This window comes from Thermoanaerobacterium sp. RBIITD, from assembly GCF_900205865.1.
Lineage (GTDB): Bacteria > Bacillota > Thermoanaerobacteria > Thermoanaerobacterales > Thermoanaerobacteraceae > Thermoanaerobacterium.
In genome coordinates, this window is the sequence record NZ_LT906662.1 from 1,549,388 (window position 1) to 1,575,544 (window position 26,157).

Genomic DNA, 26,157 nt, shown 5'->3' on the forward strand with positions numbered 1-26,157 from the left:
GGTATATTAATTGGTAACAAAAGAGAGAATTATAAATGCACTTAAAGACGTATATGATCCGGAAATAGGGAGAAGCATTGTAGAACTCAATATGGTCGATAAGATCGATATAAATGAGGGTAAGGTTACGATAGATATAAAACTTACTATAAAAGGATGTCCATTACAAAATAATATTAAAGAAGATGTTATAAAAAAAGTAAGTGCAATCGAAGGCGTTGACGAAGTCAGTGTAAATATGGGTGCAATGACAGATGAAGAAAGGCAAAAGCTTGCTGAAAATATGAATAGACAGAAAAAACCGATATTTGAGAAAACTCGAGTTATAGTTGTTGGCAGCGGCAAAGGCGGTGTCGGCAAATCTACTGTTTCTGCAAATCTTGCTGTTGCACTGGGTAAGCTTGGCTATAAAGTAGGGCTTATTGATGCAGATGTTCTTGGTTTTAGTATACCTCGCCTTTTAGGCATAGTTGGCGAGAGGCCATATGCCTTAGATGAAAATACAATATTACCTATTGAAAAATATGGTATTAAGGTAATATCTATGGGAAATTTTGCAGACGAGGATACACCATTAATATGGAGAGGACCACTGCTTGGCGGCGTCCTTGAACAGTTTATGAATGATGTTTACTGGGGAGAGCTTGACTACATGATACTTGATTTGCCACCAGGAACGGGTGATATTCCACTTACAATAATGCAGAAAATCCCTGAACAGAAGTTTTTGCTTGTTACAACACCGCAGGCATCTGCCTCACATGTAGCGGGTAGAATTGCATACATGGCACAGAAAGTAAATATAGATGTAATAGGAATAACAGAGAATATGTCATATTTCGAATGCCCTGATTGCCATAAAAGATACAATATTTTTGGCGAAGGTGAGACAGAAAAACTTGCGAAAGAGCTTAAAACAGAGATACTTGTAAAGATTCCTATAGATATAAAAATAAGAGAGAAAAGCGATATAGGATTGCCTATAGCATTTATAAATGGACCTGAAGCGGAATACTATATAGAACTTGCAAAAAAGGTAGCAGAAAAAGTAAAACCGATACGGTGATAAAACTATTTAGATAATAGCATTAAATTGGTGTGCTGGGCTTAATTTATAGAATCCTAATGCATTATATAAAATAACTATTGATAATTTATCTAGGAAGTGATAAAAGTGATGATAATGCCTTTATGTTATGAACAACAGGTTCAATATAATATTGAAAATGCTAAATATGATAAAAGACAAGAAATTTCCAATACATTTGTGTTAAGAAATAATGATAAATCAAATAATTGTTCTGATGTCTGGGAGAAATTATCAGAGAAATTTAATATTAGCAATGCTTCTTTTAATGATATTAAATATGTTTCTTCTGAGTTATATAAAGCAGGACAGATATCATTATTGGATCACGGAATTCTAACTTTTGACCCAAGTGAATCGCCTCAAAGAATAAAACCAAATATTTTCCTGACACAGTCCGATAGTAATGCTAGAATGGATTGGATTGCTGAATATGAGGCAAGAGCAAATAAAGATTTAAATATAGGAAATACAACTGGTTATTTAAATAATAAACGCATACTAAATATTTTAAAACAGCTTTTATGAAGACTGTCTTATAATTATTATTAAGTAAAAGTAAGGCAGCAAAGGAGGGGAAACTTTGCTGCCCTTTCTAGTTATATAAATATTGATAAGGGTTTTGTTATTTTCAGAAAAATAACATCCAAAAATATCTCTCTATCTTTAAAATTTATTTTTATTATGTTACTATTATTGTAGATTTTTATGAAAGAGTGATTTATATGAATTATGAATCAACAGAAACGAGAGAAAAGATATTAAATGCAACTATTGATATAGTAGGCGTGAAGGGTGAAGTAACCATAAGGGAAATAACTGAAAAAGCTGGGGTTAATGTAGCTTCGATAAATTATTATTTTGGAAACAAAAACAATTTGCTTAAAGAAGTAGAAAATTATTATGCGGAGAAACTATTTAAATCAGGATATGATATTCTTACAGATGATAATTTAGATTTGGAAGATAAATTATTTGAATGGTCTATCAATTTAATAGAATATATGTTCAAATATCCTGCGCTTATTGCCCTTATAGTAAAATTGACAACTGAAGACAAGAGCTATAATCCTGTAATAATAAAAAAGGTATATTTAAACAATGAAACACAAAGATTAATAGAAAATATAATTGGAAAAATCACTAATATACAAGACAGTAAAATCTTAAATTTTAAATACATACAATTATTTTCAGGAATATTAGGTACTGTTATAAATCGTGTTGTTATAAATATGTATGGCGACAAAAAAAGTTTTTTGAATATAGATAATCCAGAAGAACTGAGACAATATATGAAACTTCTTATAACTAGCATACTAAAATGAAAAATACTTTTAAAGGTTTTATCTTTTATGCGGAATAAGCACACTTTTTATATTACAACTCATGCATGAAGCATAAAAGTTAAGCCAAAAATAATATTTGATTATATTGACTGAAAAATTTTATTGTGCTAAAATTAAAACAAATATTTTAAACAAGTGTTTATCATTTGCTTGATTAAATTTCATAATTGAGGTTAGATATGATGGGAAACTTTGTAGAAGTAAAAAATATTGTAAAAAGATATAAGATGGGTGAAATCATTATAAATGCACTTTCGGGAGTAAGCTTCAATATAGAAAAAGGTGAATTTGCTGTAATAGTAGGTGAAAGTGGAGCTGGCAAAACGACTATTTTAAATATATTGGGTGGCATGGACATATGTGATGAAGGTCAAATAGTTGTCGACGGCAAAGAAATAAATAAATATAATCCTCGACAGCTAATAGAATATAGAAGAAAAGACATAGGCTTTGTTTTTCAATTTTACAATTTAGTTCCGAATCTTACAGCTTTAGAAAATGTAGAGCTTGCATCAGAAATTTGCAATGATCCGTTGGATCCTGTAGCAGTTCTTAAAGATGTAGGGCTTTTTGAGAGGCTTAACAATTTCCCTTCACAATTATCCGGTGGTGAACAGCAAAGGGTAGCAATAGCAAGAGCCCTTGCAAAAAATCCTAAACTTCTTTTATGTGATGAACCAACAGGCGCATTAGATTATAAAACGGGAAGATCGATTCTAAAACTATTACATAACACATGCAAGCGAATGAAAATGACAATAATCATAATAACGCACAATAAAGCAATAACCCCTATGGCAGATAAAGTTATCAATCTTAAAAATGGCAAAATTGAAAATATAGTTATTAATGACTGCCCAGTTCCTATAGAAAGGATAGAATGGTAAATGGGAAAATCTCTATTAAAGGATATATTCAGAGAAATTGTTCATACGAAAAAGAGATTTTTATCTTTGTTTTTTATTGTTTTAATGGGTGTCGGAGTTTTTGGCGGTATAAAAGCGACGAGCCGCGATATGAAACTAACTGCTGATAAATATGCAGATGATTATAATCTCATGGATATACAAATTATATCAACAATGGGACTTACGCAAAGTGATGCTGATAGTATAAGTAAAATAAAAGGTGTTAAAGCTGTTGATCCTACTTATTCAATAGACGCAGTTGTGAATAAAGGCAATAATGGATTTGTAATTAAAGTTCATGGACTCGACCTTGATAAAGTAAAAAATGATAACTCATATATAAATAAACCTAAGCTTATAGAAGGTAGGTTTCCTGAAAATAATTCCGAATGTGTAGTAGAAGCGAAATTTCTCAAAGATCTTGGATATTCTATTAATGATATTGTAACGTTGAATTTCGGAACACAAAATCAAAAAAACCTCAAGAATAATAAATTTAAAATCGTCGGTGTAGTTGAAACGCCCTATTATATATCGAGAGATAGAGGGGCAAGTACTATTGGAAATGGTCAGATCCAAGCTTTTATGATGGTGCCTGAAACTGCTTTTTCAATGGATTCGTATACTGAAATAGATGTTTTAGTAAATGATGCAAAAAAGCTTTTTAGTTATTCAGATGAGTACTATAATTTGATACAGCCAGTAAAAGATGACTTAGTTGAACTAGGCAAAAAGCGCAGCGAAATAAGATACAACGATATAAAAAACAAAGTGCAAAGAGAGATTGATGACGCAAAAAAGGTTCTTGCATCAAAAGAAAGCGAATATAACAAAGAGCTATCCGAAGCAAAAACCAATAAACAAATAAGTCAAGCTAAGAACAAAATAGCACAGTCCGAAAAGAAACTTAATGAAATAAAAAAACCTGTATGGTATGTATTGGACCGGAAATCAAATATAGGCTTTGTTGAGTTCGGCGATGAAGCAGATAGAATAAAAGCAATAGGTAATGTATTTCCCACAATCTTTTTCCTTGTTGCCGCACTTGTGAGTCTTACAACGATGACAAGAATGGTAGAAGAACAACGTACTCAAATGGGAATATTGAAGGCTCTTGGTTACAGTAAATTTGCTATTATGCTCAAGTTTGTTATATATTCAGTTATCGCAACAATTTCGGGTGGTATTATAGGATTATTTCTTGGCTTCAGTATATTACCGAGGGTAATTTTTGGAGCATATAGTACAATGTACACATTGCCGGCAGTTATAACTGAATTTAATGGTTATTATGCAGTTTTAGGAATAATAACTGCTATGATATCAACTACATTTGTTACTATTTTTGTATGTTTTAGCAACTTAAAAGAAACTCCTGCGGCTTTAATGAGATTGAAAGCACCAGTTGCTGGAAGAAGGGTTTTATTAGAAAAAATAAATTTTATTTGGTCCCGCTTAGGTTTTATTCAAAAAGTAACTGCAAGAAACTTATTTAGGTATAAAAAAAGATTTTTTATGACTGTTTTTGGCATAGGAGGTTGTACAGCACTGCTGCTTACAGGATTCGGAATCAGAGATTCGATAAACACTATTGTAACCAAACAATATAATGAAATTTTTAAATATCAGATGGTTACAACTTTTGCGAATGATGTTTCTCCAAACGATATAACAAAACTTATGGCAATTATAAAGAATGATAAGAGAATAAAAGAAAGCATGTTGCTTAGTCAGTCAAATATAGAAGTAAGAAATAACAAAGTCAAAAAAAGCGTATTTCTTGTCGTCCCTGATAACAGAGACAAATTTAAAGATTTCATATTATTAAGAAATAGAAATTACGGCACACCAATTTCCTTGATAGATAACGGTGTTGTTATTACTGAAAAACTTTCAAACGTGCTTGATGTCAAAACAGGTGAATGTATTTATATAAAAAATGGAAACAACAAAGAAGTAAAAGTGAAAGTTACCGGTATAACTGAAAATTATGTACAGCATTATGTTTATATGAGTTCTGTGCTTTATAGAAGGTTATTTAACGAAAGTCCGGTTTCAAATGAAATAATTTCAAAAATTATAGGAAGTTCTAAGTCATTAGAAGACGATTTATCCCAAAAAATGTTGAAATCACCTGCAGCTATGACAGTAAATTTTACTACATCAGTAAAAAAGACATTTCAAAACGTTATAAATAATTTACTGTCTGTTGTTTTAGTTCTGATTGTTTCTGCTGGTTCTCTGGCTTTTGTTGTATTATACAATCTCACCAACATAAATATAACTGAGAGGATTAGAGAACTTGCAACTATGAAAGTATTAGGATTTTATGATTTTGAAGTATCTATGTATGTCATAAGGGAGAATGCAATACTTACTATAATCGGTATTTTATTAGGCTTCATTATGGGAATTTTTTTGCATAGATTTGTCATGACGACATCGGAAGTCGAAATACTTATGTTTGGACGTAATATAAAACCCATAAGCTTTTTATGTTCTGCGCTAATGACAATTGGATTTTCAGCGCTTGTAAGTATTGTAGTACATTTCCAGCTTCAAAAAGTAGATATGGTTCAATCTCTTAAAAGTCCTGATATTGATTAAAATTAACGAATGTAAAATTCCCACTTAAATAAGTTGGAATTTTCTTTTGGCATAAGGTATGCTACTAATAATACTTGGTATTTTTGAATTTCTAAATTAGCATTTTGTATTTAGAGAACTTAATAATAATTTAAGAAGCAAACTACGAAAAAGTAGCAGTAAAGATAGCTTTGGAATTGAACCTGTGATTATTATTAGGGTTATTGGGAGATAATGGAGCTGGTAAGACAACAACAATGAAAATGCTTGCAACACTATATAATCCTGATAAAGGCACTATAGAAATAAACGGTATGAATGTTTGCACAAAAAGCGGAAACGTTTTTTATGAACCTAGGCTTTATGAACAGCTAACTGGTGAGGAAAATATATTGTATTTTGCTTTATTGGCAAGTTTGAGTAAGAGTAAGTACAGAATGGATATAATATTTTTAATAATTGCAGCTGTATTAGGCATTATCATTGGACTAATTATAAAGATGTTTAGAAATTAAGAGATAATAGTAGAGCAGGTCATTCAAAAGATCTGCTCTATTTTGCCACATTTTATTTTCTTTTAAAAAGTTCATCTTCTGGTATTTCCGACGCTATGTAATTCAGGTATGTTGATAAATTTTCTATTACATTTTCGTATGGCAAGCTTTCTTCAAGTCTTATAAATCTAATTCCATTTTTTTTTGCCTTACCATATGACATATCACAGAAAGCCTCTGGAACTGTTATGACTATATCCACCTTTTTATCAATGAATAAATCTACAACTGCATTCCTCCTGCCATCCTTCAATGGAAAACCAGGGTTATCATATTTTTCGGCGTCTTTTTTATCTGTATCGAATATTACAATGTATGGGCCTTCTGGAAGTTCGGTGATAAAACCTTCTTTTGTTATTGTTGCAGCTATCCTCATAATAATCACTCCTCATATATTTTAAACTATTATAATATTATGTGAGCCCTTAATCAAATATGTGTTGTCCTAATATATATTATGTGATATAATATGATATATCATGCCGCTATGGAGGGGGGATATTATGTTTAAAGGATTGAAATGGCAGATAGTAATTGTTACGGTTGCAGTTATGTTAGGATTACTTATAGGGGGATTTAATTTATATCAAAATCGTATTTTACCAGGCAAAATCGCAAAAGATATATCGACTGTTAAATATGTAAAGTCTACTACTATTGATATTGGAGATAATGGATATGTTGCGAATATAAAGTTAGCAAGAACCAATAATATCATGGAAACATACAGGAGTATAGAAAAGAAAATTAATAAATATCCTGTAAAAATAGAGATAAAAATATTTGACAATTCGAATGCAAAACTTAATAATATTTACTATGAGGACCAATTTGCAATATATCAAGCTATTCAAAATGGCGATTATATAAAAATGAATGAAATAGTAAATAAAAACGGAAATAATCAAAGTGTTAAGTCACATATTTATATTGATGAAAATAATATATATTTGATCATTGAAGATGGTCCAAATTATTTGTATAAGATAATACCACGCAGTTTGACAAAGGGGGAAAAACCGAATGGTTAAAGAAATACTAATAGGTGTTTCAATTGCACTTATGATTTTCGCCGCTATTTTGGGTATAAACATTACACCGATTTTATTAATAGGTGCGATGTTCTTTGCCTTAAGTTTTATACTTGAAAATAAGGGATTAATAAGTGCGACAGGAAAAGTTGTTAATCCTGACACAAATATCTCATTTGAAGATATTGGTGGGCAAAATACAGCAATTTCAGAGTTAAAAGAAGCATTAGATTTCGTGATTAATAGAGACAAGATTAAAAAGATGGGAATAAGGCCTATAAAAGGAATACTTTTAAGTGGACCACCTGGCACAGGGAAGACACTTCTAGCAAAAGCTGCAGCAAAATATACTGACTCCAGCTATGTAGCGACATCTGGCAGTGAATTTATAGAGATGTATGCAGGTGTTGGTGCACAGAGAGTCAGGAAATTATTTGATTCGGCAAAGGCATTAGCAAAAAAAGAGGAGAAAGGAAGCGCTATAATATTTATTGATGAGATAGATATTCTTGGTGCAAAAAGGGGCACTAATGAAAGCCATCACGAATATGACCAGACGTTGAATCAGCTTCTTGTTGAGATGGATGGTATCAAAAGTGATAATGATATAAGTGTTTTAGTTATCGCAGCAACAAATAGGCCTGATATGTTAGATCCGGCATTATTGCGTCCTGGTAGATTTGATAGACAGGTTAGTGTAGACCTTCCAGACAAAAGTGGAAGACTTCAAATATTGAAAATTCATACGAAGAATAAACCGCTTGATGAAAATGTAAATCTTGAGGCAATTGCAGAAGATACCTTTGGTTTTTCAGGAGCACACCTCGAGAGTCTTTGCAATGAAGCAGCTATATTAGCTATGAGAGATGGCTCAGAGAAAATAATGCAGAAACATTTACAGGAAGCCGTCGACAAAGTTATACTTGGTGAGAAAACCGACAGAAAACCGACAGAAGAGGAGATATTGAGAGTATCAATCCATGAAGCTGGTCATGCTATAGTTGGTGAAACTGTAAATCCTAATTCAGTTGCGACTGTTACAATAGTTCCGAGAGGCAAGGCACTTGGATTTGTGAGACAGACTGAAAAAGATGATACACTTATATATACAAAAGAACAGCTTGAACATGAGATAATGGTTTCACTTGGTGGAACTGTTGCTGAACTTTTAATTTTAAATAGCAGAAGCACAGGATCTGCCAACGATTTTGAGCAGGCAGTAAATATAGCCAAGAAGATTGTTTACACCGGACTTTCATCGCTTGGCATAATTAGTAAAGATGATATTTCTGGTGATAAAGTAAATGAAGAAGTAAATAGGATAATCGAAGAGCAGGAAAAGAAAGTTAAAGAGATATTAAAGGAAAAAATTAATGAGTTAAATGTGATATCTGGCATTTTAGTAAAAGAAGAAACAATATCTGGAGATAATTTAAGAAAAATATTAAAAGGTAAAGAAATAGCAAAAGCATGTTAATTAAAAAGGCAGAGAATTAGTATAAATTCTGCCTTTTTAATTTATTTGATATTGGAAAACAACAATCCTATGTCAATATGTATTATTTGTTTGCAGCAATTTTATAGAGTGTAATGGCAGTTAAATTTGAATCACCGGAAGTCGCCATTACCATATATTTTTCATATGAGATATATCCATGAGAATGCTTAATGTCTTTTCATCCGGATCGCCATTTATACTGCTTTTATCTGGCTCATAATTTTGATACTTGCTATAAAAATTTACAATATTACTGTTTTTTGCATCTATTTTACATAAATATACCATTTATATATCATATAAAAGTTACAGAATCATAAATTTTTTATTAAATCTTATTTAAGAAATAGTGTTTAGAAATTATTAAATAAAAATTATTAAATTTTATTGACTTATGTATGCATTGGATTTATAATCAAGTTGAATGTTAGATAATGTATACAATATATAATATGTAATTTATGGTACTTAGTAAAGACCAGCTAGTAAAAGTCAATAGGTTTTAGAAAGAAATTTAAACTTTTTTACGTTGCAAAAAAGGGTATAGCAAACAAACTCAATTAAGAGCCGAACTTTGAAAACTTAATAGAGTTAATAGTTATTTCCAAGCATAATGCAGAAGTTTAAGCAGCTTTATGAATGTTCTGATATTGTAGTTTGTGTTCATCAGGTGTCTTTAATACAAAAGGCTTATTATCCCTTAGAACAGCAAATACAATGTCTGAAATCTTGTGCATAATTGCTCCAAGAGCTACTTTTTTAGGTTTGGATTCCTTCTTTTTCTGGTAATAATCATAAAGTACAGGATTTATTGCTATGTCATTTCTTTTTACTCTTACAGAAGCTAAAGCAATGGCATAAAGAACACGCCTAGCAATTTTAGAACCTCTTTTGGACATTTTATTGTCAGTACCTTTAAAATGTCCAGATTCATTAACAGAAGGATCTACACCAAAATATGCAAAAAGCTGCTTGGGTTTGCTAAATGCTGAAAAATCGCCTATCTCACACATAAGAGTAACCGCTGAAAGAAAACCAACACCAGGTATAGAATCGAGGTAATAAATTTGTTGTACAAATTTCTCAGACTTATTTTTATCCACAAATGCCTTGATTGCAGATAATATCAGGTTAATCTTTTTATCAAATTCTTCTATGAAATAAATATACATTTTTAGTACATCATAGACAGAAGACAAATTATACCTGAAATTTAAGGCGTTTTTAGCAGATTTAAATAACTTATCATACTTAGCTTTAGCGTAATTTAAGCCTTTTCTTGATAACAATGAGATAAGTTCAATAATTTCATCAGGTTGAGCATTTATAACATCTTCTGGTGTTGGGAATCTTTTTAACACAGAAATAGCTGTAATTCCAGTAATATCAGAGAAAACCTTGCAGAAGCCAGGAAAAACAATATGCAATTGAGCTTTAAGTTTATTCACATAAGAAGTACGATTATCGGCAAGGCTATAGTACTCTCTGCATAAACATCTAAGATTTAAAATTAATTCAGTAGGCATAACAGAAAGCTTAGTGTCAGGCGAATAACCAATAGCAGCAATACGTTTTGCATCAAATCTATCATTTTTCACTTTTCTTATACCAATATTTTTGTTAGAATTAGTAATGAGAGGATTAATAACAAAAACCTCAAATCCTAATTCTTTTAGGTGGCAGAAGAGTGGGAAATGGTAGATTCCCGTAGACTCCAGAAATATCTTAGATTTCATGGAGAATTGCTCTTCTGCCTTTTTAATTGTCAGAACAGCGTTCTTTAGAGAATCAGCATTATCGTGTTCAACCTTAAATGGCTTTTTAAACTCCTTTCCATCAGGTGTCAAGATGCAAAACCAGCTAAAATCAGCTGCAACATCAATACCAACACTAATATAATTAGGCAAAAAATTCATTAAACAACAACTCCTTTAAGTAAAAGTGAATAAGAGTATCCATTCTATTTAGTGAGTAAACAACCTAGCATGTGACGCGGGTATCCCGAAAAGCCGGTCCCAACCAGCCAAAACATTAATCCTCACTAAATGGAAAAATTAGCTTAATCACAGGTATAGACCATAAAGATGATCTCCCAGGGGGTGGTACATCTATCCTCTATTCAGAGAAGATTGTACACAAAGTTAAAGCTTAAGTCTATACCGGCTTAAAGGATATCCCAAATTATTTATTTAAAAGCAGCTTAAATGACTTTTAAGATGTGACATATAAAGTCATTTAAGACAAGATATGCATAATATGGGAGTTAAGTATTAGAATAAATCCGAACATAGAAAGGCTATGTTAAATTATTGTTCGGTGTATTAACTCCCGATTTGATATAAATCATGTAACTTTGTTACAAATATATTATACTAGGGAGTGGTTTTATGTCTGGTGATTTAATACTATTAAGTATTATAATTCCGATTTTAATGGGGATGATAACATTTACAATCGACAAAGCACTTGCGAGAAAAACAATGGTTTTAGCTACATTGTTGGCGATATTTTTAAGCGCATTATCGATATTAAAAGTAGTCAATGTGCCTACTGTTATTAGTACAACATATTATGGTACGTTAGACAAGTTCATTAAAGTTGGGGATTTTTTGTTATTATTTTATACATTATATATATCCTTCAAAGTTAAGGAACCAAAGATAGCAGTATTTTCATTACTTCAGATATTACCTCTTACATTTTTTGAACTATTTATGTTAAATGAGAAAGAGATAAGCACTTTTTACGTTGATGATTTATCTATTATAATGAATCTGATAGTATCAGTTATAGGGCCGATAATAGCTATATATGCTTTTGGCTATATGAATCATCATGAAAGGGAAAAGAAGCTTACAAGGTCAAGGCAACCAAGGTTTTTTGCGATAATACTTGTATTTATAGGTGCTATGAACGGAATCATATTTTCAAATAATTTGATGTGGGTGTATTTCTTCTGGGAGATTACGTCGCTTTCTTCATTCCTTTTAATTTCCCACGATAAGACCGAAGAGGCTATAAAAAATGCTTCAAGGGCATTATGGATAAATATGATGGGTGGCTTTTCTCTATTAGTTGGCATTATGGTGCTTTACAAATGCACTGGCATAATAACACTTAATGCTTTATTAAAGACAAATAGCTCTTATATATTATTAATACCGGTATTCTTTATGGTATTGGCGGCATTTACAAAGTCTGCACAGATGCCTTTCCAAAGCTGGCTTTTAGGTGCGATGGTGGCACCAACACCTGTATCTGCACTTTTACATTCAAGTACTATGGTAAAGGCTGGTATATACCTTGTGCTGAGATTAGCACCTACATTTAGAGGAAGCACCTTGAGTAGCTTTATTGCTCTATATGGTGCATTTACATTTGTCGCAACGGCGGTCCTTGCATTGAGCCAGAGCAATGCTAAGAAAATATTGGCGTATTCAACTATTTCAAATCTCGGACTTATGATAGCAAGTATTGGCATAAATACATCAAGTGCTATAGCTGCAGCAATTTTACTCCTGATATTTCATGCAGTTTCTAAAGCACTTTTATTCCTTTGTGTTGGAACGATTGAGCAAAATATCGGTAGCCGGGATATAGAGGATATGAAAGGTCTTATAGCAAAGATGCCCGTTACGACGGCAATCACATTCCTCGGTATATTGTCGTTGATGATTGCTCCTTTTGGAATGCTCTTAAGTAAGTGGCTTGCAATAGAAGCTGCATCTAAAGAAATTGCCGTAGCATTATTGCTGATAGTCGGCAGTGCAGTAACTGTCATGTATTATACTAGATGGATAGGTAATCTGCTATCAGAAGGACACAATAGCAAATGGTTTGTTGAAAAGCAGCCTGTAAGTATTAGGTTCTCTTTGTATACATTGATGGCGATTGCATTAGGATTAAGTTTTGAGGTTACACAGCTTTTTAACAAAGTAGTTAACCCTGAAATAAATATGCTGAGAATGGAAGTATCAATAAAAGCTGCAAAAGGCTTTATAGGAAGCAGCATGGGCGGTTTTACTATATATCCAATATTTATGGCAATTGGCCTTGCAATACTTTTATCGGTATTGACGATAAAAAAGACTACAAATATGGTGCAGACAACACCATATGAATGTGGATTAAATTATGTTGATACAAATAAGGGGTATGATGTTAAGAATTATTATCTATCAAATATAATTAATGAAAGTGTAATGACGAAATATATGGATTATATTTCTATAGCTTTAATTGTCGTGCTTTTTGGAGGGATTTTGCTATGACATGGCAAATTATTGCAGCAGTAGTTTTGACACCATTAATAGGTGGGCTTATTAATGGTTTTGATAGGAAGATTACTGCATTAATGCAAGGAAGGTATGGCCCACCTATATTACAACCTTTTTATGATGTTACAAAGCTTTTGTTTAAAGAGAAGATGATTGTAAATGACTTCCAGGTGTTTTCTGCATATATTTATCTGCTTTCAGCTATCTTAAGTATAGGCTTTCTTGCCTTAAAGGCAGATCTCCTCATGATAATATTTATTATGTCAATAGGTATTATATTTTACATCATAGGTGCTCTTGCAACAAGGTCTCCTTATAGCGAAGTTGGTGCTCAAAGAGAGTTAATGCAAATGTTAGCGTACGAGCCTCTTTTGATATTCGTTCTGATTGGTTTGCATTATGATACGGGCAGTTTTAGCCTTGGTGACATTATGTCATATGGAAGACTAATTCTCGATTTACCACTTTTGTTTTTAGTATTATGCCTTGTACTTGATATAAAGATAAAAAAGTCGCCATTTGATTTTTCTACATCGGAGCATGCACACCAAGAGCTTGTGAGAGGTATTCTGACAGATTATTCTGGACCATATCTTGCACTTATTGAGATAGCTGACTGGTATGAGCTTGTTTTGATACTTGCTATGATTGCAATCTTTTGGTCGGAGAATCTCATAATTGGAGCTATTATATCACTTTTAGTGCTTTTTATTGATATAATAATAGATAATGTATCAGCGAGAATGACACTCAAATGGATGCTTGGTTTTAGTTGGATTACGGGTATCTTATTCACGATATCAAATATTGCGTATTTGTATTTTAGGAAGTAAATGATGTATTGAGGTGATGTTATCATGGGATTAAAAGAATTTGTAAAAAAGTCATTTGCAAAATCTCCATGGGTTATTCACTATGACTGTGGCAGTTGCAATGGCTGTGATATAGAGGTACTTGCATGTATGACACCTATATATGATATGGAAAGGTTCGGTATGGTGAATGTGGGCAATCCTAAGCATGCGGATATTCTTATAGTTACAGGTACGGTAAATGAGAAGAATAAGGATGTATTAAAAAATGTATATGATATGATGCCGAATCCTAAGGTAGTTGTTGCAGCCGGCATATGTGCATCAAGCGGTGGTATATTTAGGGAATGTTACAATGTTATCGGTGGCATTGATAAGATTGTTCCAGTAGATGTTTATGTGCCTGGTTGCCCAGCTAAGCCGGAGGCCTTGATAGATGGTTTATACAAGGCAGCACAGATATTAAAGGATAAGTATGGAAAGAAAGAAGTAACAGTTGCGGTTAGAAGCTTAGGTTAGGAGTGAATGTGATGATTGTAAAAAGCAAGGAAGTAACAACAGATAATTTACTTGATATGGTTAAAGAATATCATGATTGCGGATATAGATTTGTCACAGAAACCTGTGTAAATATCGATAATGGTTTCAAACTGCTTTATAGTTTTGCCAAAGGCTATGACATCGAGAATATACACCTTATTACAGATGGATCTGATGTGCCAAGTATATCAAAGATCTATTTGTGCGCATTGCTAGTCGAAAATGAGATAAAAGAGCTATTTGGCATAAATTTCAGCAATTTAGCTGTTGATTTTGGAGGAAATCTGATGCTTGGGGAAAGCTCTCCTATAAGCCCGCAGGCGAATATTGAAATAATTAAAAGAGCAAAGGGTGGTAAAGATGAGTGAAAAAGGTACTATACCGTTTGGACCACAGCACCCTGTTTTACCTGAACCAATACATTTAAAGCTTGTTGTAGAAGATGAGAAAGTAATTGAAGCATATCCCGCATTGGGATTTGTTCATAGAGGCCTTGAAACCCTTGCAAAAAAGAAGGATATAAACCAGATGGTTTATGTTGTTGAGCGCGTATGCGGTATCTGCAGTTGCATGCATGCACAAGCGTATTGTCAAGGTCTAGAAGAATTAATGGATATCAAAATTCCTGAAAGAGCTGAATATTTAAGGACTATATGGGCAGAGCTTCACAGAATACACAGCCATCTACTATGGTTGGGGCTTTTTGCAGATGCATTTGGCTTCGAGAATTTGTTTATGCAGACATGGAAAATACGTGAAAAGGTCATGGATATTCTCGAAGCTACATCAGGTAATAGGGTTATAATATCTGTAAATATTGTTGGCGGTGTAAGAAAAGATATAAATAGTGAACAGGCCAAATGGATTTTGCAAGAACTGGATGAAATCGAAAGAGAATTAAAAAGCATAAATGATGTTGTGGTAAATAATTATTCAGTTAAAGAAAGAACAGTTGGTGTTGGTGTACTGTCAAAAGATGAAGCGTATGAACTTGGTGTAACAGGTCCTATGGCAAAGGGGAGCGGTATCGACCTTGATTTAAGGACTACAGGTTATGCGGCATATAAATATCTTGATTTTGAACCTATTGTTGAAAAAGATGGTGACAGCTATGCCAGAAATCTCGTTAGGATGAGAGAGATATTTCAATCTATTGACATCGTTAGGCAAGCTTTAAGCAAGATGCCAGAGGGTGAGATAAATGTTATGGTAAAGGGCAATCCACCGGAGGGTGAAGTGATATCAAGGGTTGAGCAGTCAAGAGGTGAAGTTTACTACTATCTTAAATCAAATGGAAGCAAATTCTTAGACAGACTCCGCATAAGAACCCCTACATTTGCAAATATACCGGCACTATTAAAGATGCTTCCAGGATCACAGTTACAGGATGTTCCTGTGCTAATATTGACGATTGATCCATGCATTAGCTGTACCGAAAGATAGTATGAAAGAAGGGAGTGGTTTTGATGTTTGATATGCTTAAAAATGTCATTGGCAATTTGACAAAAAGACCAGTTACACGATTATATCCATTTGTTGCAAGAAAGCCATTTGATATAGATAGAGGGCACATTGAAAATGACATTGATCAATGCATATTATGCGGTATGTGTCAAAGAGTATGTCCATCTGGTTGCATAACAGTCGATAGGAAGAAGGGTACATGGACATACGAACCTTTTAAATGCGTAATATGTGGTGTTTGCGTTGATAAATGCCCGAAAAAGTCTTTAAACCTTAATGAACATTATAGAAGCTGTACAGACAAAAAATATGAGGTGTGCCTTGAAAAGCCAAAAGTTTCAGAGAAAGTTGGTGCGTAGATGCACGAGCTTTCTGTAACTGAGAGCATTGTTAATATGGTCTTGAATGAGACTAAAAAACGAGATATAAAGAAAGTCACTAAAATTAATCTCGTTTTAGGAGAATTAACGGGTTTTGAAGAGGACAGCATCAAATTTTATTTTGATATATTGAGTGAAAATACACCACTATATGGTGCAGTACTAAATTTTAAAAAGATAAAAGCAGAGTTTAAATGCCGCAAATGCGGCATGATTTATAATAGGAGCAATTTTACTTTTAAATGCCCTAACTGCGGTGAAAGCGGTGTCCTTATAGAGAAAGGGAAAGAGCTTTATATAGATAGTATTGATGTAGAATGATTAAAAAGCCTTTTAAAGGAGTGTATTTAAAAAATGGAGATAAAGATTATAAAGGATGTCCTTGAGGCGAATAACAATATTGCAGAAGAAAACAAAAATATTAAAGATGAAAGAAATATATTAATGGTTAACATTATTGGTTCACCCGGCACCGGTAAAACCAGCTTTATATTAAAACTTATTGATAATATTGACATTCCATGTGGTGTAATAGAAGGTGATATAGCATCAGATATTGACGCACGCAAAATGGCAGAAAGAAATATACCTGTCATACAGATAAACACAGGCGGGGAATGTCATTTAAATGCCAATTCAATAAATAAAGCTCTTATGAACTTTGACTTTCATGATGGTATTTTGTTTATAGAAAACGTAGGGAATCTCGTTTGTCCTTCAGAATTTGAAATCGGTGAGGATTTTAAACTTGCATTGTCAAATGTTGCGGAAGGTGATGACAAGCCGTATAAATATCCATTACTTTTTGCAAAAGCTAAAGCGGTCGTAATAAATAAGATTGACCTTATACCGTATTTTGATTTTAATAAAAAATATTTTTATGATGGCGTTAAGACATTGAATGACAATGCAGAGATTTTTGAAGTATCATCAAAAACGGGTGAAGGCTTTGAGGTGTTATCAAAATGGCTGAAAGATCGCTACAAAGAATATATGCAAAAGCGATAGATGTAAAAGGTATTGTACAGGGCGTTGGTTTTCGCCCTTTTATATTTAAGCTTGCATCTAAATATGACTTAAATGGCATTGTGTACAATACATCATCTGGCTTACACATAGATATAGAAGGTGACGAGGGAAACTTAGACTCATTTATAGATGAGCTTAAATCAAATCCGCCAAAGCTTTCTAAAATAGATGATGTAGTTATTAATGAAAGTGAGATAAAGGGATATAGGGATTTTAGCATAAAATTAAGCAAAGAAGATAATGGTTTTGTCCTGGTTTCGCCTGATATGGGAGTGTGTGATGACTGCATAAGGGAGATGATGGACAAAAGCGATCGGAGGTATAGATATCCATTTATAAATTGTACAAACTGTGGTCCAAGGTTTTCCATAATAGAAGATATACCATATGATAGGCCCAAAACATCGATGAAGAAATTCCCCATGTGCAGACTATGTGAGAAAGAATACACAGATCCGCGTAATAGGAGATTTCATGCACAACCTGTAGCATGCTATGACTGTGGTCCATCGCTTCGGTACATAGGTGAAAATGATGACAAAAATCCGATTAAGTCAGCGTCAGAGGATTTAAAAAGAGGAAAGATTGTCGCCATTAAAGGAATTGGCGGTTATCACCTCGCTGTTAATGCTCTTATGTATGATGCTGTTTTAAGACTAAGAGAAAGAAAATTTAGATATGGCAAACCATTAGCTTTAATGATGAAAGATATTAATCAAGTTGAAAAGTATTGTTATTTAAATAATGGTGAAAAAGAGCTTCTTTTAAGCCAGAGGAGGCCTATTGTACTTTTAAAGAAAAAATACGATTTCAAATGGATCAGTGATGGACTTGATAGCGTAGGCGTTATGCTTCCATATACGCCGATACATTATCTTCTATTTGATATAATAGATTTTCCACTTGTCATGACGAGCGGAAATATAAGTGACGAACCACTTTGTAAGGATAATGGAGAGGCCTTATCAAGGCTTAAAGATATTGCAGATAGTTTTCTTTTAAACAACCGCGACATAGTAAATAGGATTGATGATACTGTTACAAGCTATAAAGCGGGAAAAGAGAGGATAATAAGGCGTGCAAGAGGATATGCGCCACAGCCTATCATATTAAAGGATAATGTTAAATCAATACTTGCGGTTGGAGGATTTTACAAAAATGCCTTTTGCCTTACAAAAGATGATTATGCTTTTATGAGCCATCATATAGGAGACCTTGACAACAGCAAAACATATGATTATTTTAAAAATGAAATACAGAAATATATGAAATTATTTCGAGTAACACCAGAATTTGTAGCATGTGACATGCATCCAGGATACTTGTCGACACAATATGCAAAATCTTGTGGACTACCAGTAATTTCTACACAGCACCACCATGCACATATAGTCAGCTGCATGGCAGAATATGGCATAGAGGATAGAATCATTGGCATTGCTTACGATGGCACGGGATATGGTGTTGACGGCAACATTTGGGGAGCGGAATTTTTAATTGCTGATCTAAAAGACTTTACAAGAGCTGGCCATCTTAAATACAATCCACTACCAGGTGGTGAACTTGCAATTAAGAAAATATATAGGACCGCAATAGGTTTCATAAATGATGATTTAAATTATTATGACAAGTTTTTACGAGGGTTTAATATGAAAGAATTAGATATTATAAAAAAGCAGATAGATAAGAAAATTAATGCACCGTTGGTTTCCAGTATGGGAAGACTTTTTGATGCGGCTGCATCACTTATTGGTATAACCTATGAAGTACAATATGAAGGTCAGGCCGCGATGGAACTTGAAAGTATTATTAAAAATGATTCTTCATCATATGATTATGTTATAACAAGAGATGATGGATATATTATTGATACCGCGGATATTTTAAAGCAGGTTTATGCTGATTATTTAGATGATATCGACAAGGGGATAATATCATCAAGATTTCATAATACAATAGTGAATTTTACGATTGATATGGCGATAAAATTGAGAGATGATTATGGCATAAATAAGATTGTTTTAAGCGGTGGAAGCTTTCAGAATAAATATCTACTTGAGAATATCATATATAAACTCGAGAATAAAGGCTTTTTAGTGTATTCCAATAGCACTGTCCCATGTAATGACGGTGGAATATGTTTAGGACAGGCGGTAATAGCAAATAGTAAAATGGAGGGGTAATATGTGTATTGCAGTTTCACAGAAAGTTGTAAAAATTGATGGTAAGGTTGCTGAAACAGATTTAAATGGATTAAAAAGAAGAGTTTCGATAGAAATGGTGCCAGGCGTTAAAATTGGTGATTATGTTATGGTTCATGCAGGTGTTGCCATAAGCATAGTCGATGAAAAAGAGGCAGAAGAAGAGAGAAAGCTAATGCAGGAATTGGAAGAGGCATTGAATGAGAGTCAATTTAAAAAATCATAGATAGTTTTACAAATACTATGGAGGAATTGAGAGTGAGCTCTAATAAATTTGTAAAAAAAGCAAAAGAGCTAATTGATGCATATAATCCGGGTAGCCCTATAAAAATCATGGAAGTATGTGGTTCACATACAATGGCAATATCTAGATTCGGGTTAAGGCAGATTATGCCTAAAAATATCAAGCTTATATCAGGACCTGGATGTCCCGTTTGTGTAACGGCTCAAAACGAAATTGATTCTATTGTTTCATTGGCCGAAAAAGATGTGACAATTGCCACATTTGGTGACCTTATAAGAGTACCAGGCAATAAATCATCGCTTCAGAGAGAAAGAGCAAATGGAAGAGATATAAAAGTATTTTATTCACCATTGGAAGCCTTAAAATACGCTATCGATAATCCTTCAAAAGAAGTGATTTTTATAGGCATAGGTTTTGAAACAACGATTCCTTCTGTTGCATTGACAATAAAAGAAGCTTCTGATAGAAGGTTAAATAATTACAGTGTATATTGTTTGCACAAGACAATGCCTGAAGTTCTGAAGGCTCTTATTGAAAACGGTGCAGATATACAAGGATTTTTGCTTCCTGGGCATGTGAGTACGATAACTGGGAGTAGAATTTACGATTTTTTAGTTAATGATTATGGTATAGGTGGTGTGATTTCCGGTTTTGAAGCAGAGGATATAATGATGAGTATAATAATGATGCTTAAATCTTTGAGTAATCCTAAAATAGAAATAGAATATAAAAGAGTCGTAAGGGAAGAAGGAAACATCGAGGCACAAAAACTTATAGAAGAGGTTTTTGAAATCAGCGATAGTACATGGAGAGGCCTTGGCATGATAAAGAATTCGGGACTTAGAATTAAGGACAAGTATAGTGGATTTGATGCAGAAAAGAAATATAATATAAAAAGAATGAACGGTGAAGTAGAAATAAGAGGCTGTAAATGTGGTGATGTATTAAAAGGCTTCATATCACCAAAAGAGTGCCCATTATTTGATAAAGTATGTACACCAATTAATCCTGTAGGACCATGTATGGTTTCATCAGAAGGGTCTTGCGCAGCATATTTTAAATATGGATCTTAATGTATTTCTCTGAATTCTGAGGCATTGAAAAATCACATGATTTTTTGATTCTGTTATGATTTAGTAACTTCCCATAAAGTGTGTCTTATGACTTTATCATTTAATAAGGAAAGGGGTGTTTAGAAAATGGACAAAATAATGTTGTCACATGGTGGTGGAGGTTCAATGATGCAGAGCCTCATTGAGGATGTTTTTATTGATAAATTTGATAATGAATATCTTAAAATGATGGAAGATGCTGCAATACTTCCAGGGAATATCGTATTTACGACAGATAGTTTCGTTGTAAAACCACTGTTTTTCCCCGGTGGTGATATTGGAAAGCTATCTATATGTGGGACAGTTAATGACCTTTCCATGAGAGGTGCTAAGCCTATTTATTTAAGCACATCTTTTATAATAGAAGAAGGCTTTCCTATAGAAGATTTAAAAAGAATAGTTGATTCAATGGTTAAAACTGCGAAAGAAGCTGGTGTGCAAATTGTAACTGGTGATACGAAAGTTGTAGAAAAGAATAGTGCAGACGGATTATTTATTAATACGACCGGAATTGGAATGTTACAGAGAGGCATTGATATTTCAATAAAAAATGCGAAACCAGGTGATATAGTCATTATTTCCGGTACGATTGGCGACCACGGAATGGCTGTATTAAGTGCAAGGGAAGGACTTAATTTTGATCCACCTTTAGCATCAGATGTATCACCTCTTAATAAACTTGTAGAAGATTTATCATTACTTGGAAGAGTTGTAAAAGCTTTAAGAGACCCGACAAGAGGCGGCGTAGCAGAAATTCTTTATGAGATTGCGAAAATGAGCAAAGTCGGAATAAAGATATATGAAGATAAACTTCCAGTAAAAGAAAGTGTGAAATCAGCATGTGATATGTTAGGCCTTGATTTTTTGCATCTTGCAAATGAAGGGAAGCTTGTATGTGTTGTTGATAAGGATTATGCTAATTATGCTATAAATATAATGAAAAAGAATAAATATGGCAAAGATGCCACAATAATAGGTGAAATAAATGATTCAAATCTTGTGACTGTAGAAACCAAATATGGAACCTCAAGGATAGTTGACAGACCTGTAGGTGAGCTATTACCGAGAATATGCTAGCAAATATTCGGACAGGGATATGTGAAGATAAAATGATTTATGATAGAGCTACAGGTTTAAGGCAAGAGATAAAAATATCTGGTTGAGAATCGACTATTTCTTTGTATCAGATAATATGATCGAAAGTGTAAAGGGCGTTGACATATTGAATGCTGTTTATGGTTTATGATCATTGTTCTGTTGTACTTTATCTGAAGTTTTTGGTTGAATGTAATTTAATAAAGTGATAATATAATGTTAATTATATGTCATCATACTTTTGGGAGGTAATATTATGGAGTATTTGTGCCCAAAATGAAGTACAAAGATGACAGAATGTCGCGCATCAAGTTTTATGGGAAAATTTAGTGCTATAAAGTTTCCGATAAAGTATTTAACTGCTAAGGAAAGCAGTGAACTAATACCATATGTGTGCTCAAACTGTGGACATGTTGAATGGTATGTTGAAAAGCCAGAGAATTTCAAATAAATTTTTGGAGGGCTAAACATGCTCATTAGAAAAGCTACGATTCATGATGTGAAAAGTATAAATTATATTTACAATCAGGCCGTACTAAATACGACAGCAACAATTGATACAGAGCCAAGGCCTATTGAATATCAATTGGATTGGTTTAAAAAGCATGATGATAGATTTGCAATTTATGTTGCAGAAGAAAACAATAGTGTAATAGGTTGGGCATCTTTGTCACTTTGGTCTGATAAATGTGGCTATAAAGGCGTTGCAGAAGACTCTATATATATCGATGAAAAATATAGAGATCGCGGTGCGGGGAAAAAACTATTAAATGCAATAATTGACCATGCAAAATCAAATGAATTTCACACAATAATAGCAAGAATATCCGACGGAAATGATGTAAGTGTACATCTTCATGAAAGATACGGATTTAAATTGATAGGAACATTAAAAGAACTCGGCTATAAATTTGATAAATATATAGATATACATATATTTCAACTAATATTATAACAAAAGGAGATGATAATGATGCTTTTAAAAAACAATGATATTGTATTATTTCAAGGTGATAGTGTAACAGATGCAGGACGCATAAAAGAAAAACCTGATGACCTTGGTATGGGATATCCATATTTTGTAGCATCATGGTTTGCTGCATTACATCCCGAATTGAAAGTAAAATTTATTAATAGGGGTGTAAGCGGTGATAGAGTAAGGGACCTTAAAAAACGTTGGGTTGAAGATTGCCTTAATTTAAAACCAACGGTTTTAAGTATTCTTATTGGTATAAATGACACATGGAGAAGGTATGATAGCAATGATCCAACATCACCAGAGAAATTTGAAGAAGATTATAGATACATATTGCAACAAGTTAAAGAAAATCTTGATGCTAAGATCATTTTATGCGAGCCATTTGTAATGTCTGAGCCACCTGATCGCAGAGAATGGAGAGTAGACTTGGATCCTAAAATACATGTTGTAAGAAAACTCGCAAAAGAATTTGGTACATATTATATTCCATTTGATGGAATAATGGCACAGGCGGCTATATTACGTGATCCACTTTTCTGGACGCAGGATGGTGTACACCCGACAGGTGAAGGCCATGCCTTAATGGCTAAGGAATGGATTAAGACTGTCGAAGCTTTATAATATCTTACGAAAAAACATTTATTTTGTATGGATATCGGAAAAAAGATCTTCTCATAAAATAAAGGAGATCTTTCATTTTTATAAAGAAAATAGAAAAATTATTATAAAGTGATATATAATGGAAATGATATTCACTGGAAATTACACACAAAGATATTCACAATATAAATAAATGAACAATAAAAGGTCGTGAAATTTAGGAAAGCCGAGATGTTTGAATGTTAATGCTAGATGGGGAGGCTTCACGAAGTACTGTAGCTATATAGTCGATAGCGTAAAGAGTCATATAGTGGGGAAAGTGGTGGTTTTATAATATGATTAGAAAAGGATGTTTGGATGATCAATTATTTATTATGGGGATAATACATAATGCAATTATTGATATGGAAGCAAAAGGTATTTATCAGTGGGATAGCATTTATCCGAATGATGAGGTGATCAATAATGATTTAAGCAATGAAACACTTTATGTATATGAAGATGGTGGTATAATCAAAGGCATTATTGTCTTGAATGAATATCAAGATAAGGAATATGAAGATATGAAATGGGAATTTAATTCAGGAAAACACTTAATTATACATCGTTTATGTATTGATCCAAAGTATCAAGGACAAGGGATTGCAAGATTGTTAGTGGATTATGCAGAACAACAAGGAAAAGCTTTGGGGTATGAATCCATTCGGCTGGATGCTTTTGTGAATAATGAGCGTGCATGTAATCTTTATAAAAAGCTTGGATATAAGGCAGTAGGAATTGTGGAGTTTAGGAAAGGGAAGTTTTATTGTTTCGAGAAAGGGTTGTAACATAAGTATTACCCACTACGCTATATTTAGCCTTGGTGAAGAAAATATGCCACAGGATGTTGAATCATATGTATATAGTGAAACTGCGAATGTTAGTAAAGATGATATTGGCGATATAGAGATATACGATAAATTTGCTTTTATTGATGCTAAAGAAAAGGTTTCTAAATCCATATTAAAGAATTCCTCAGGCAGAAGTTTTGGTGGTAGAAAAATTAAGATAGAAGTATCAAAACCTAAAAATTAAATAAGAAACCATAAAAAGGCTATAAATAAATTAATATTTATAGCCTGAGATACAAATTTATTCAATTATCCCATTTTTCTGGGATGCTGCAACATATTCATTTATCAACGTTTTAATCAGTTCTTTTACAGAAATAATTTTGTCTATTCTAAATGCATTTGCACCGGCGAAAGCAAAGCCATTTTTCAAAAAACCCTTTTGTGCATTGATAAGTGCTCGTGCTATACAGTATGGACTTTTTTTATAATCACAGGGGGTTATACAGTGATATAAGCACTTATATGGTTTTTTCTCACCAGCTTTTACACTTTCAAGGAACTGATTTATAATTGCTCTTCCCGGCATACCGACGGGACTTTTTATTATGTCAATATCATCTTTTTCACAATTAATATAGGCATTTTTAAATTCTGTTGATGCATCACATTCATCTGTTGCAACAAAACGTGTTGCCATCTGTACACCCGATGCGCCTAAGCTTAGAAATCTGTAGATATCTTCACCCGTATATATACCTCCAGCAGCAATAACAGGTATAGCCTTTCCTGATGCATCTTCGTATGATTTCATTTCATCAATTACATTTTTAACTATCTTTTCCAATGAATAAGTCGGGTTTGAAACTTCATCAGGTGAATACCCAAGATGACCTCCAGCCATCGGACCTTCAACAACTACTGCATCTGGTGCATAATTATATTTTTGAAACCATTTTTTTGCAATAAGGTTTGCAGCTCTTCCCGATGAAACTATAGGAACAATTTTGGTATTCGTTGTTCCATTTAAAAACTTAGGAAGACTTAATGGGAGCCCAGCTCCGGAGAAAATTATATCTATACCTTCATCTATGGCGGTTTTAACCATATCAGTGAAATTCGAAAGTGCAACCATAATGTTGACACCGATAATTCCCTTTGTTTTTTCGCGAGCTTTTTTTATCTCTTTCTTTAATGCTCTTATATTTGCTTCAATATAATTTACTGCAAAATCTGGCTCATTAAAACCGATACCAGCGGCTGATATCACACCGATACCACCTTCATTTGCAACGGCTGATGCAAGATTATTTAAAGAAACTCCTATCCCCATACCACCTTGAATTATAGGTAATCTTGCAGTCAAGTTTCCTATTTTTAAACTTTTCATATAAAAATTTTTCATGTGAACCTCCTTATATTCTATACCATTTAACTTTAACACTTATACATATGAATTGTCAATGAAAATTATAGGTTTGCTAATAATACCAAATAATAAATGAGATTTTATTTAATAAAAGGATTCCTGATTTATCTGCTGATAATCTATATAACGAAAAAGAAAAAAATTTTTTGTTA

At 33.1% G+C, this 26,157-nt stretch carries 29 protein-coding genes; 25 read left to right on the forward strand and 4 right to left on the reverse strand.

Features of this window, described 5'->3' with window-relative positions:
* Positions 1-10 precede the first annotated feature (10 nt).
* The 6 genes from CPG45_RS07190 to CPG45_RS07215 all read left to right on the forward strand — a co-directional run bounded on the left by CPG45_RS07190 (position 11) and on the right by CPG45_RS07215 (position 6,445).
* Positions 11-1,066: an Mrp/NBP35 family ATP-binding protein gene (locus tag CPG45_RS07190; RefSeq protein WP_096231266.1), complete on the forward strand. Its 1,056-nt coding sequence runs from the start codon at positions 11-13 to the stop codon at positions 1,064-1,066.
* A gap of 111 nt (positions 1,067-1,177) precedes the next feature.
* The gene (locus tag CPG45_RS07195; protein WP_231969089.1) at positions 1,178-1,615 is read left to right on the forward strand and encodes a hypothetical protein; all 438 of its coding nucleotides are present in this window, start codon (positions 1,178-1,180) and stop codon (positions 1,613-1,615) included.
* A 197-nt stretch (positions 1,616-1,812) separates the two neighbouring features.
* A complete protein-coding gene (locus CPG45_RS07200; RefSeq protein WP_096231268.1) occupies positions 1,813-2,415 on the forward strand; it encodes a TetR/AcrR family transcriptional regulator in 603 nt (200 codons plus the stop codon).
* A 200-nt stretch (positions 2,416-2,615) separates the two neighbouring features.
* Positions 2,616-3,323, forward strand: coding sequence for an ABC transporter ATP-binding protein (locus CPG45_RS07205; RefSeq protein ID WP_502695806.1), 708 nt, complete (start codon positions 2,616-2,618; stop codon positions 3,321-3,323).
* Entirely contained in the window at positions 3,324-5,951 is a 2,628-nt protein-coding gene (locus CPG45_RS07210; protein ID WP_096231270.1) for an ABC transporter permease, read from the forward strand.
* Between the two features lie 203 nt (positions 5,952-6,154).
* Positions 6,155-6,445 (forward strand): ATP-binding cassette domain-containing protein, encoded by a 291-nt coding sequence (locus tag CPG45_RS07215; RefSeq protein WP_157732345.1) that lies wholly within the window; start codon positions 6,155-6,157, stop codon positions 6,443-6,445.
* Positions 6,446-6,497: 52 nt separating this feature from the next.
* Here the strand turns inward: CPG45_RS07215 and CPG45_RS07220 are convergent, their stop codons facing one another.
* A complete protein-coding gene (locus CPG45_RS07220; protein ID WP_096231272.1) occupies positions 6,498-6,860 on the reverse strand; it encodes a NifB/NifX family molybdenum-iron cluster-binding protein in 363 nt (120 codons plus the stop codon).
* 127 nt (positions 6,861-6,987) lie between these two features.
* On the opposite strand from CPG45_RS07220, the gene CPG45_RS07225 reads away from it, so the two are divergent.
* Together CPG45_RS07225 and CPG45_RS07230 are read left to right on the forward strand one after the other, a co-directional pair.
* Entirely contained in the window at positions 6,988-7,515 is a 528-nt protein-coding gene (locus CPG45_RS07225; RefSeq protein ID WP_096231273.1) for a hypothetical protein, read from the forward strand.
* Positions 7,508-8,992 carry an AAA family ATPase gene (locus CPG45_RS07230; protein ID WP_096231274.1) on the forward strand — a complete coding sequence of 495 codons (1,485 nt, stop codon included), beginning with the start codon at positions 7,508-7,510 and terminating at the stop codon, positions 8,990-8,992. Before CPG45_RS07225 ends, CPG45_RS07230 begins: the two co-directional genes overlap by 8 nt.
* 147 nt (positions 8,993-9,139) lie before the next feature.
* On the opposite strand, the gene CPG45_RS16825 is transcribed toward CPG45_RS07230, so the two are convergent.
* Both CPG45_RS16825 and CPG45_RS07235 read right to left on the reverse strand, forming a co-directional pair.
* Positions 9,140-9,301 carry a hypothetical protein gene (locus CPG45_RS16825; protein WP_157732346.1) on the reverse strand — a complete coding sequence of 54 codons (162 nt, stop codon included), beginning with the start codon at positions 9,299-9,301 and terminating at the stop codon, positions 9,140-9,142.
* A gap of 335 nt (positions 9,302-9,636) precedes the next feature.
* Complete coding sequence (locus CPG45_RS07235; protein WP_096231275.1) at positions 9,637-10,929, reverse strand: IS110 family RNA-guided transposase; 1,293 nt, start codon at positions 10,927-10,929, stop codon at positions 9,637-9,639.
* Between the two features lie 471 nt (positions 10,930-11,400).
* Between CPG45_RS07235 and CPG45_RS07240 the strand changes: the two genes are divergently transcribed.
* The 17 genes from CPG45_RS07240 (at position 11,401) to CPG45_RS07315 (ending at position 24,820) form a co-directional block, all read left to right on the forward strand.
* Positions 11,401-13,284 carry an NADH-quinone oxidoreductase subunit 5 family protein gene (locus CPG45_RS07240; RefSeq protein ID WP_096231276.1) on the forward strand — a complete coding sequence of 628 codons (1,884 nt, stop codon included), beginning with the start codon at positions 11,401-11,403 and terminating at the stop codon, positions 13,282-13,284.
* On the forward strand, positions 13,281-14,123 hold the full coding sequence (locus CPG45_RS07245; RefSeq protein WP_096231277.1) for an NADH-quinone oxidoreductase subunit H: 843 nt from the start codon (positions 13,281-13,283) through the stop codon (positions 14,121-14,123). Before CPG45_RS07240 ends, CPG45_RS07245 begins: the two co-directional genes overlap by 4 nt.
* A 24-nt stretch (positions 14,124-14,147) precedes the next feature.
* Positions 14,148-14,621 carry an NADH-quinone oxidoreductase subunit B family protein gene (locus tag CPG45_RS07250; protein WP_096231278.1) on the forward strand — a complete coding sequence of 158 codons (474 nt, stop codon included), beginning with the start codon at positions 14,148-14,150 and terminating at the stop codon, positions 14,619-14,621.
* Between the two features lie 11 nt (positions 14,622-14,632).
* Positions 14,633-15,010, forward strand: a complete 378-nt coding sequence (locus CPG45_RS07255) for an NADH-quinone oxidoreductase subunit C (protein ID WP_096231279.1) — start codon at positions 14,633-14,635, stop codon at positions 15,008-15,010.
* Positions 15,003-16,085, forward strand: a complete 1,083-nt coding sequence (locus CPG45_RS07260) for a hydrogenase large subunit (protein ID WP_096231280.1) — start codon at positions 15,003-15,005, stop codon at positions 16,083-16,085. Before CPG45_RS07255 ends, CPG45_RS07260 begins: the two co-directional genes overlap by 8 nt.
* A gap of 23 nt (positions 16,086-16,108) precedes the next feature.
* Positions 16,109-16,465: a 4Fe-4S dicluster domain-containing protein gene (locus CPG45_RS07265; RefSeq protein ID WP_096231281.1), complete on the forward strand. Its 357-nt coding sequence runs from the start codon at positions 16,109-16,111 to the stop codon at positions 16,463-16,465.
* A complete protein-coding gene (gene hypA, locus CPG45_RS07270) occupies positions 16,466-16,807 on the forward strand; it encodes a hydrogenase maturation nickel metallochaperone HypA (RefSeq protein ID WP_096231282.1) in 342 nt (113 codons plus the stop codon).
* Between the two features lie 33 nt (positions 16,808-16,840).
* Entirely contained in the window at positions 16,841-17,494 is a 654-nt protein-coding gene (hypB, locus tag CPG45_RS07275) for a hydrogenase nickel incorporation protein HypB (RefSeq protein WP_096231283.1), read from the forward strand.
* On the forward strand, positions 17,452-19,698 hold the full coding sequence (gene hypF / locus CPG45_RS07280) for a carbamoyltransferase HypF (protein ID WP_096231284.1): 2,247 nt from the start codon (positions 17,452-17,454) through the stop codon (positions 19,696-19,698). Before hypB ends, hypF begins: the two co-directional genes overlap by 43 nt.
* A 1-nt stretch (position 19,699) precedes the next feature.
* The gene (locus CPG45_RS07285) at positions 19,700-19,942 is read left to right on the forward strand and encodes a HypC/HybG/HupF family hydrogenase formation chaperone (protein WP_096231285.1); all 243 of its coding nucleotides are present in this window, start codon (positions 19,700-19,702) and stop codon (positions 19,940-19,942) included.
* A gap of 32 nt (positions 19,943-19,974) precedes the next feature.
* Positions 19,975-21,033, forward strand: coding sequence for a hydrogenase formation protein HypD (hypD, locus tag CPG45_RS07290; RefSeq protein WP_231969044.1), 1,059 nt, complete (start codon positions 19,975-19,977; stop codon positions 21,031-21,033).
* 126 nt (positions 21,034-21,159) lie between these two features.
* The gene (hypE, locus tag CPG45_RS07295) at positions 21,160-22,149 is read left to right on the forward strand and encodes a hydrogenase expression/formation protein HypE (RefSeq protein WP_096231287.1); all 990 of its coding nucleotides are present in this window, start codon (positions 21,160-21,162) and stop codon (positions 22,147-22,149) included.
* 307 nt (positions 22,150-22,456) lie between these two features.
* Positions 22,457-22,618, forward strand: a complete 162-nt coding sequence (locus CPG45_RS17015) for a hypothetical protein (RefSeq protein ID WP_172856430.1) — start codon at positions 22,457-22,459, stop codon at positions 22,616-22,618.
* 18 nt (positions 22,619-22,636) lie between these two features.
* On the forward strand, positions 22,637-23,122 hold the full coding sequence (locus CPG45_RS07300) for a GNAT family N-acetyltransferase (protein ID WP_096231288.1): 486 nt from the start codon (positions 22,637-22,639) through the stop codon (positions 23,120-23,122).
* 15 nt (positions 23,123-23,137) lie between these two features.
* A complete protein-coding gene (locus CPG45_RS07305; RefSeq protein WP_231969045.1) occupies positions 23,138-23,767 on the forward strand; it encodes an SGNH/GDSL hydrolase family protein in 630 nt (209 codons plus the stop codon).
* A gap of 314 nt (positions 23,768-24,081) precedes the next feature.
* A complete protein-coding gene (locus CPG45_RS07310; protein WP_096231290.1) occupies positions 24,082-24,573 on the forward strand; it encodes a GNAT family N-acetyltransferase in 492 nt (163 codons plus the stop codon).
* 46 nt (positions 24,574-24,619) lie between these two features.
* On the forward strand, positions 24,620-24,820 hold the full coding sequence (locus tag CPG45_RS07315) for a DbpA RNA binding domain-containing protein (RefSeq protein WP_096231291.1): 201 nt from the start codon (positions 24,620-24,622) through the stop codon (positions 24,818-24,820).
* Between the two features lie 57 nt (positions 24,821-24,877).
* Here the strand turns inward: CPG45_RS07315 and CPG45_RS07320 are convergent, their stop codons facing one another.
* On the reverse strand, positions 24,878-25,981 hold the full coding sequence (locus tag CPG45_RS07320) for an NAD(P)H-dependent flavin oxidoreductase (protein WP_197702846.1): 1,104 nt from the start codon (positions 25,979-25,981) through the stop codon (positions 24,878-24,880).
* Positions 25,982-26,157: the final 176 nt, after the last annotated feature.

What these genes read in the sequence shown, in the direction of transcription:
- CPG45_RS07195 (WP_231969089.1), top strand. Translation starts at nt 1,178, where the DNA reads ATGATAATGCCTTTATGTTATGAACAACAGGTTCAATATAATATTGAA.
- CPG45_RS07200 (WP_096231268.1), top strand. Translation starts at nt 1,813, where the DNA reads ATGAATTATGAATCAACAGAAACGAGAGAAAAGATATTAAATGCAACT.
- CPG45_RS07205 (WP_502695806.1), top strand. Translation starts at nt 2,616, where the DNA reads ATGATGGGAAACTTTGTAGAAGTAAAAAATATTGTAAAAAGATATAAG.
- CPG45_RS07210 (WP_096231270.1), top strand. Translation starts at nt 3,324, where the DNA reads ATGGGAAAATCTCTATTAAAGGATATATTCAGAGAAATTGTTCATACG.
- CPG45_RS07220 (WP_096231272.1), bottom strand. Translation starts at nt 6,860, where the DNA reads ATGAGGATAGCTGCAACAATAACAAAAGAAGGTTTTATCACCGAACTT.
- CPG45_RS07225 (WP_096231273.1), top strand. Translation starts at nt 6,988, where the DNA reads ATGTTTAAAGGATTGAAATGGCAGATAGTAATTGTTACGGTTGCAGTT.
- CPG45_RS07230 (WP_096231274.1), top strand. Translation starts at nt 7,508, where the DNA reads ATGGTTAAAGAAATACTAATAGGTGTTTCAATTGCACTTATGATTTTC.
- CPG45_RS16825 (WP_157732346.1), bottom strand. Translation starts at nt 9,301, where the DNA reads ATGGTATATTTATGTAAAATAGATGCAAAAAACAGTAATATTGTAAAT.
- CPG45_RS07235 (WP_096231275.1), bottom strand. Translation starts at nt 10,929, where the DNA reads ATGAATTTTTTGCCTAATTATATTAGTGTTGGTATTGATGTTGCAGCT.
- CPG45_RS07240 (WP_096231276.1), top strand. Translation starts at nt 11,401, where the DNA reads ATGTCTGGTGATTTAATACTATTAAGTATTATAATTCCGATTTTAATG.
- CPG45_RS07245 (WP_096231277.1), top strand. Translation starts at nt 13,281, where the DNA reads ATGACATGGCAAATTATTGCAGCAGTAGTTTTGACACCATTAATAGGT.
- CPG45_RS07250 (WP_096231278.1), top strand. Translation starts at nt 14,148, where the DNA reads ATGGGATTAAAAGAATTTGTAAAAAAGTCATTTGCAAAATCTCCATGG.
- CPG45_RS07255 (WP_096231279.1), top strand. Translation starts at nt 14,633, where the DNA reads ATGATTGTAAAAAGCAAGGAAGTAACAACAGATAATTTACTTGATATG.
- CPG45_RS07260 (WP_096231280.1), top strand. Translation starts at nt 15,003, where the DNA reads ATGAGTGAAAAAGGTACTATACCGTTTGGACCACAGCACCCTGTTTTA.
- CPG45_RS07265 (WP_096231281.1), top strand. Translation starts at nt 16,109, where the DNA reads ATGTTTGATATGCTTAAAAATGTCATTGGCAATTTGACAAAAAGACCA.
- hypA (WP_096231282.1), top strand. Translation starts at nt 16,466, where the DNA reads ATGCACGAGCTTTCTGTAACTGAGAGCATTGTTAATATGGTCTTGAAT.
- hypB (WP_096231283.1), top strand. Translation starts at nt 16,841, where the DNA reads ATGGAGATAAAGATTATAAAGGATGTCCTTGAGGCGAATAACAATATT.
- hypF (WP_096231284.1), top strand. Translation starts at nt 17,452, where the DNA reads ATGGCTGAAAGATCGCTACAAAGAATATATGCAAAAGCGATAGATGTA.
- CPG45_RS07285 (WP_096231285.1), top strand. Translation starts at nt 19,700, where the DNA reads ATGTGTATTGCAGTTTCACAGAAAGTTGTAAAAATTGATGGTAAGGTT.
- hypE (WP_096231287.1), top strand. Translation starts at nt 21,160, where the DNA reads ATGGACAAAATAATGTTGTCACATGGTGGTGGAGGTTCAATGATGCAG.
- CPG45_RS17015 (WP_172856430.1), top strand. Translation starts at nt 22,457, where the DNA reads ATGACAGAATGTCGCGCATCAAGTTTTATGGGAAAATTTAGTGCTATA.
- CPG45_RS07300 (WP_096231288.1), top strand. Translation starts at nt 22,637, where the DNA reads ATGCTCATTAGAAAAGCTACGATTCATGATGTGAAAAGTATAAATTAT.
- CPG45_RS07305 (WP_231969045.1), top strand. Translation starts at nt 23,138, where the DNA reads ATGATGCTTTTAAAAAACAATGATATTGTATTATTTCAAGGTGATAGT.
- CPG45_RS07310 (WP_096231290.1), top strand. Translation starts at nt 24,082, where the DNA reads ATGATTAGAAAAGGATGTTTGGATGATCAATTATTTATTATGGGGATA.
- CPG45_RS07315 (WP_096231291.1), top strand. Translation starts at nt 24,620, where the DNA reads ATGCCACAGGATGTTGAATCATATGTATATAGTGAAACTGCGAATGTT.
- CPG45_RS07320 (WP_197702846.1), bottom strand. Translation starts at nt 25,981, where the DNA reads ATGAAAAATTTTTATATGAAAAGTTTAAAAATAGGAAACTTGACTGCA.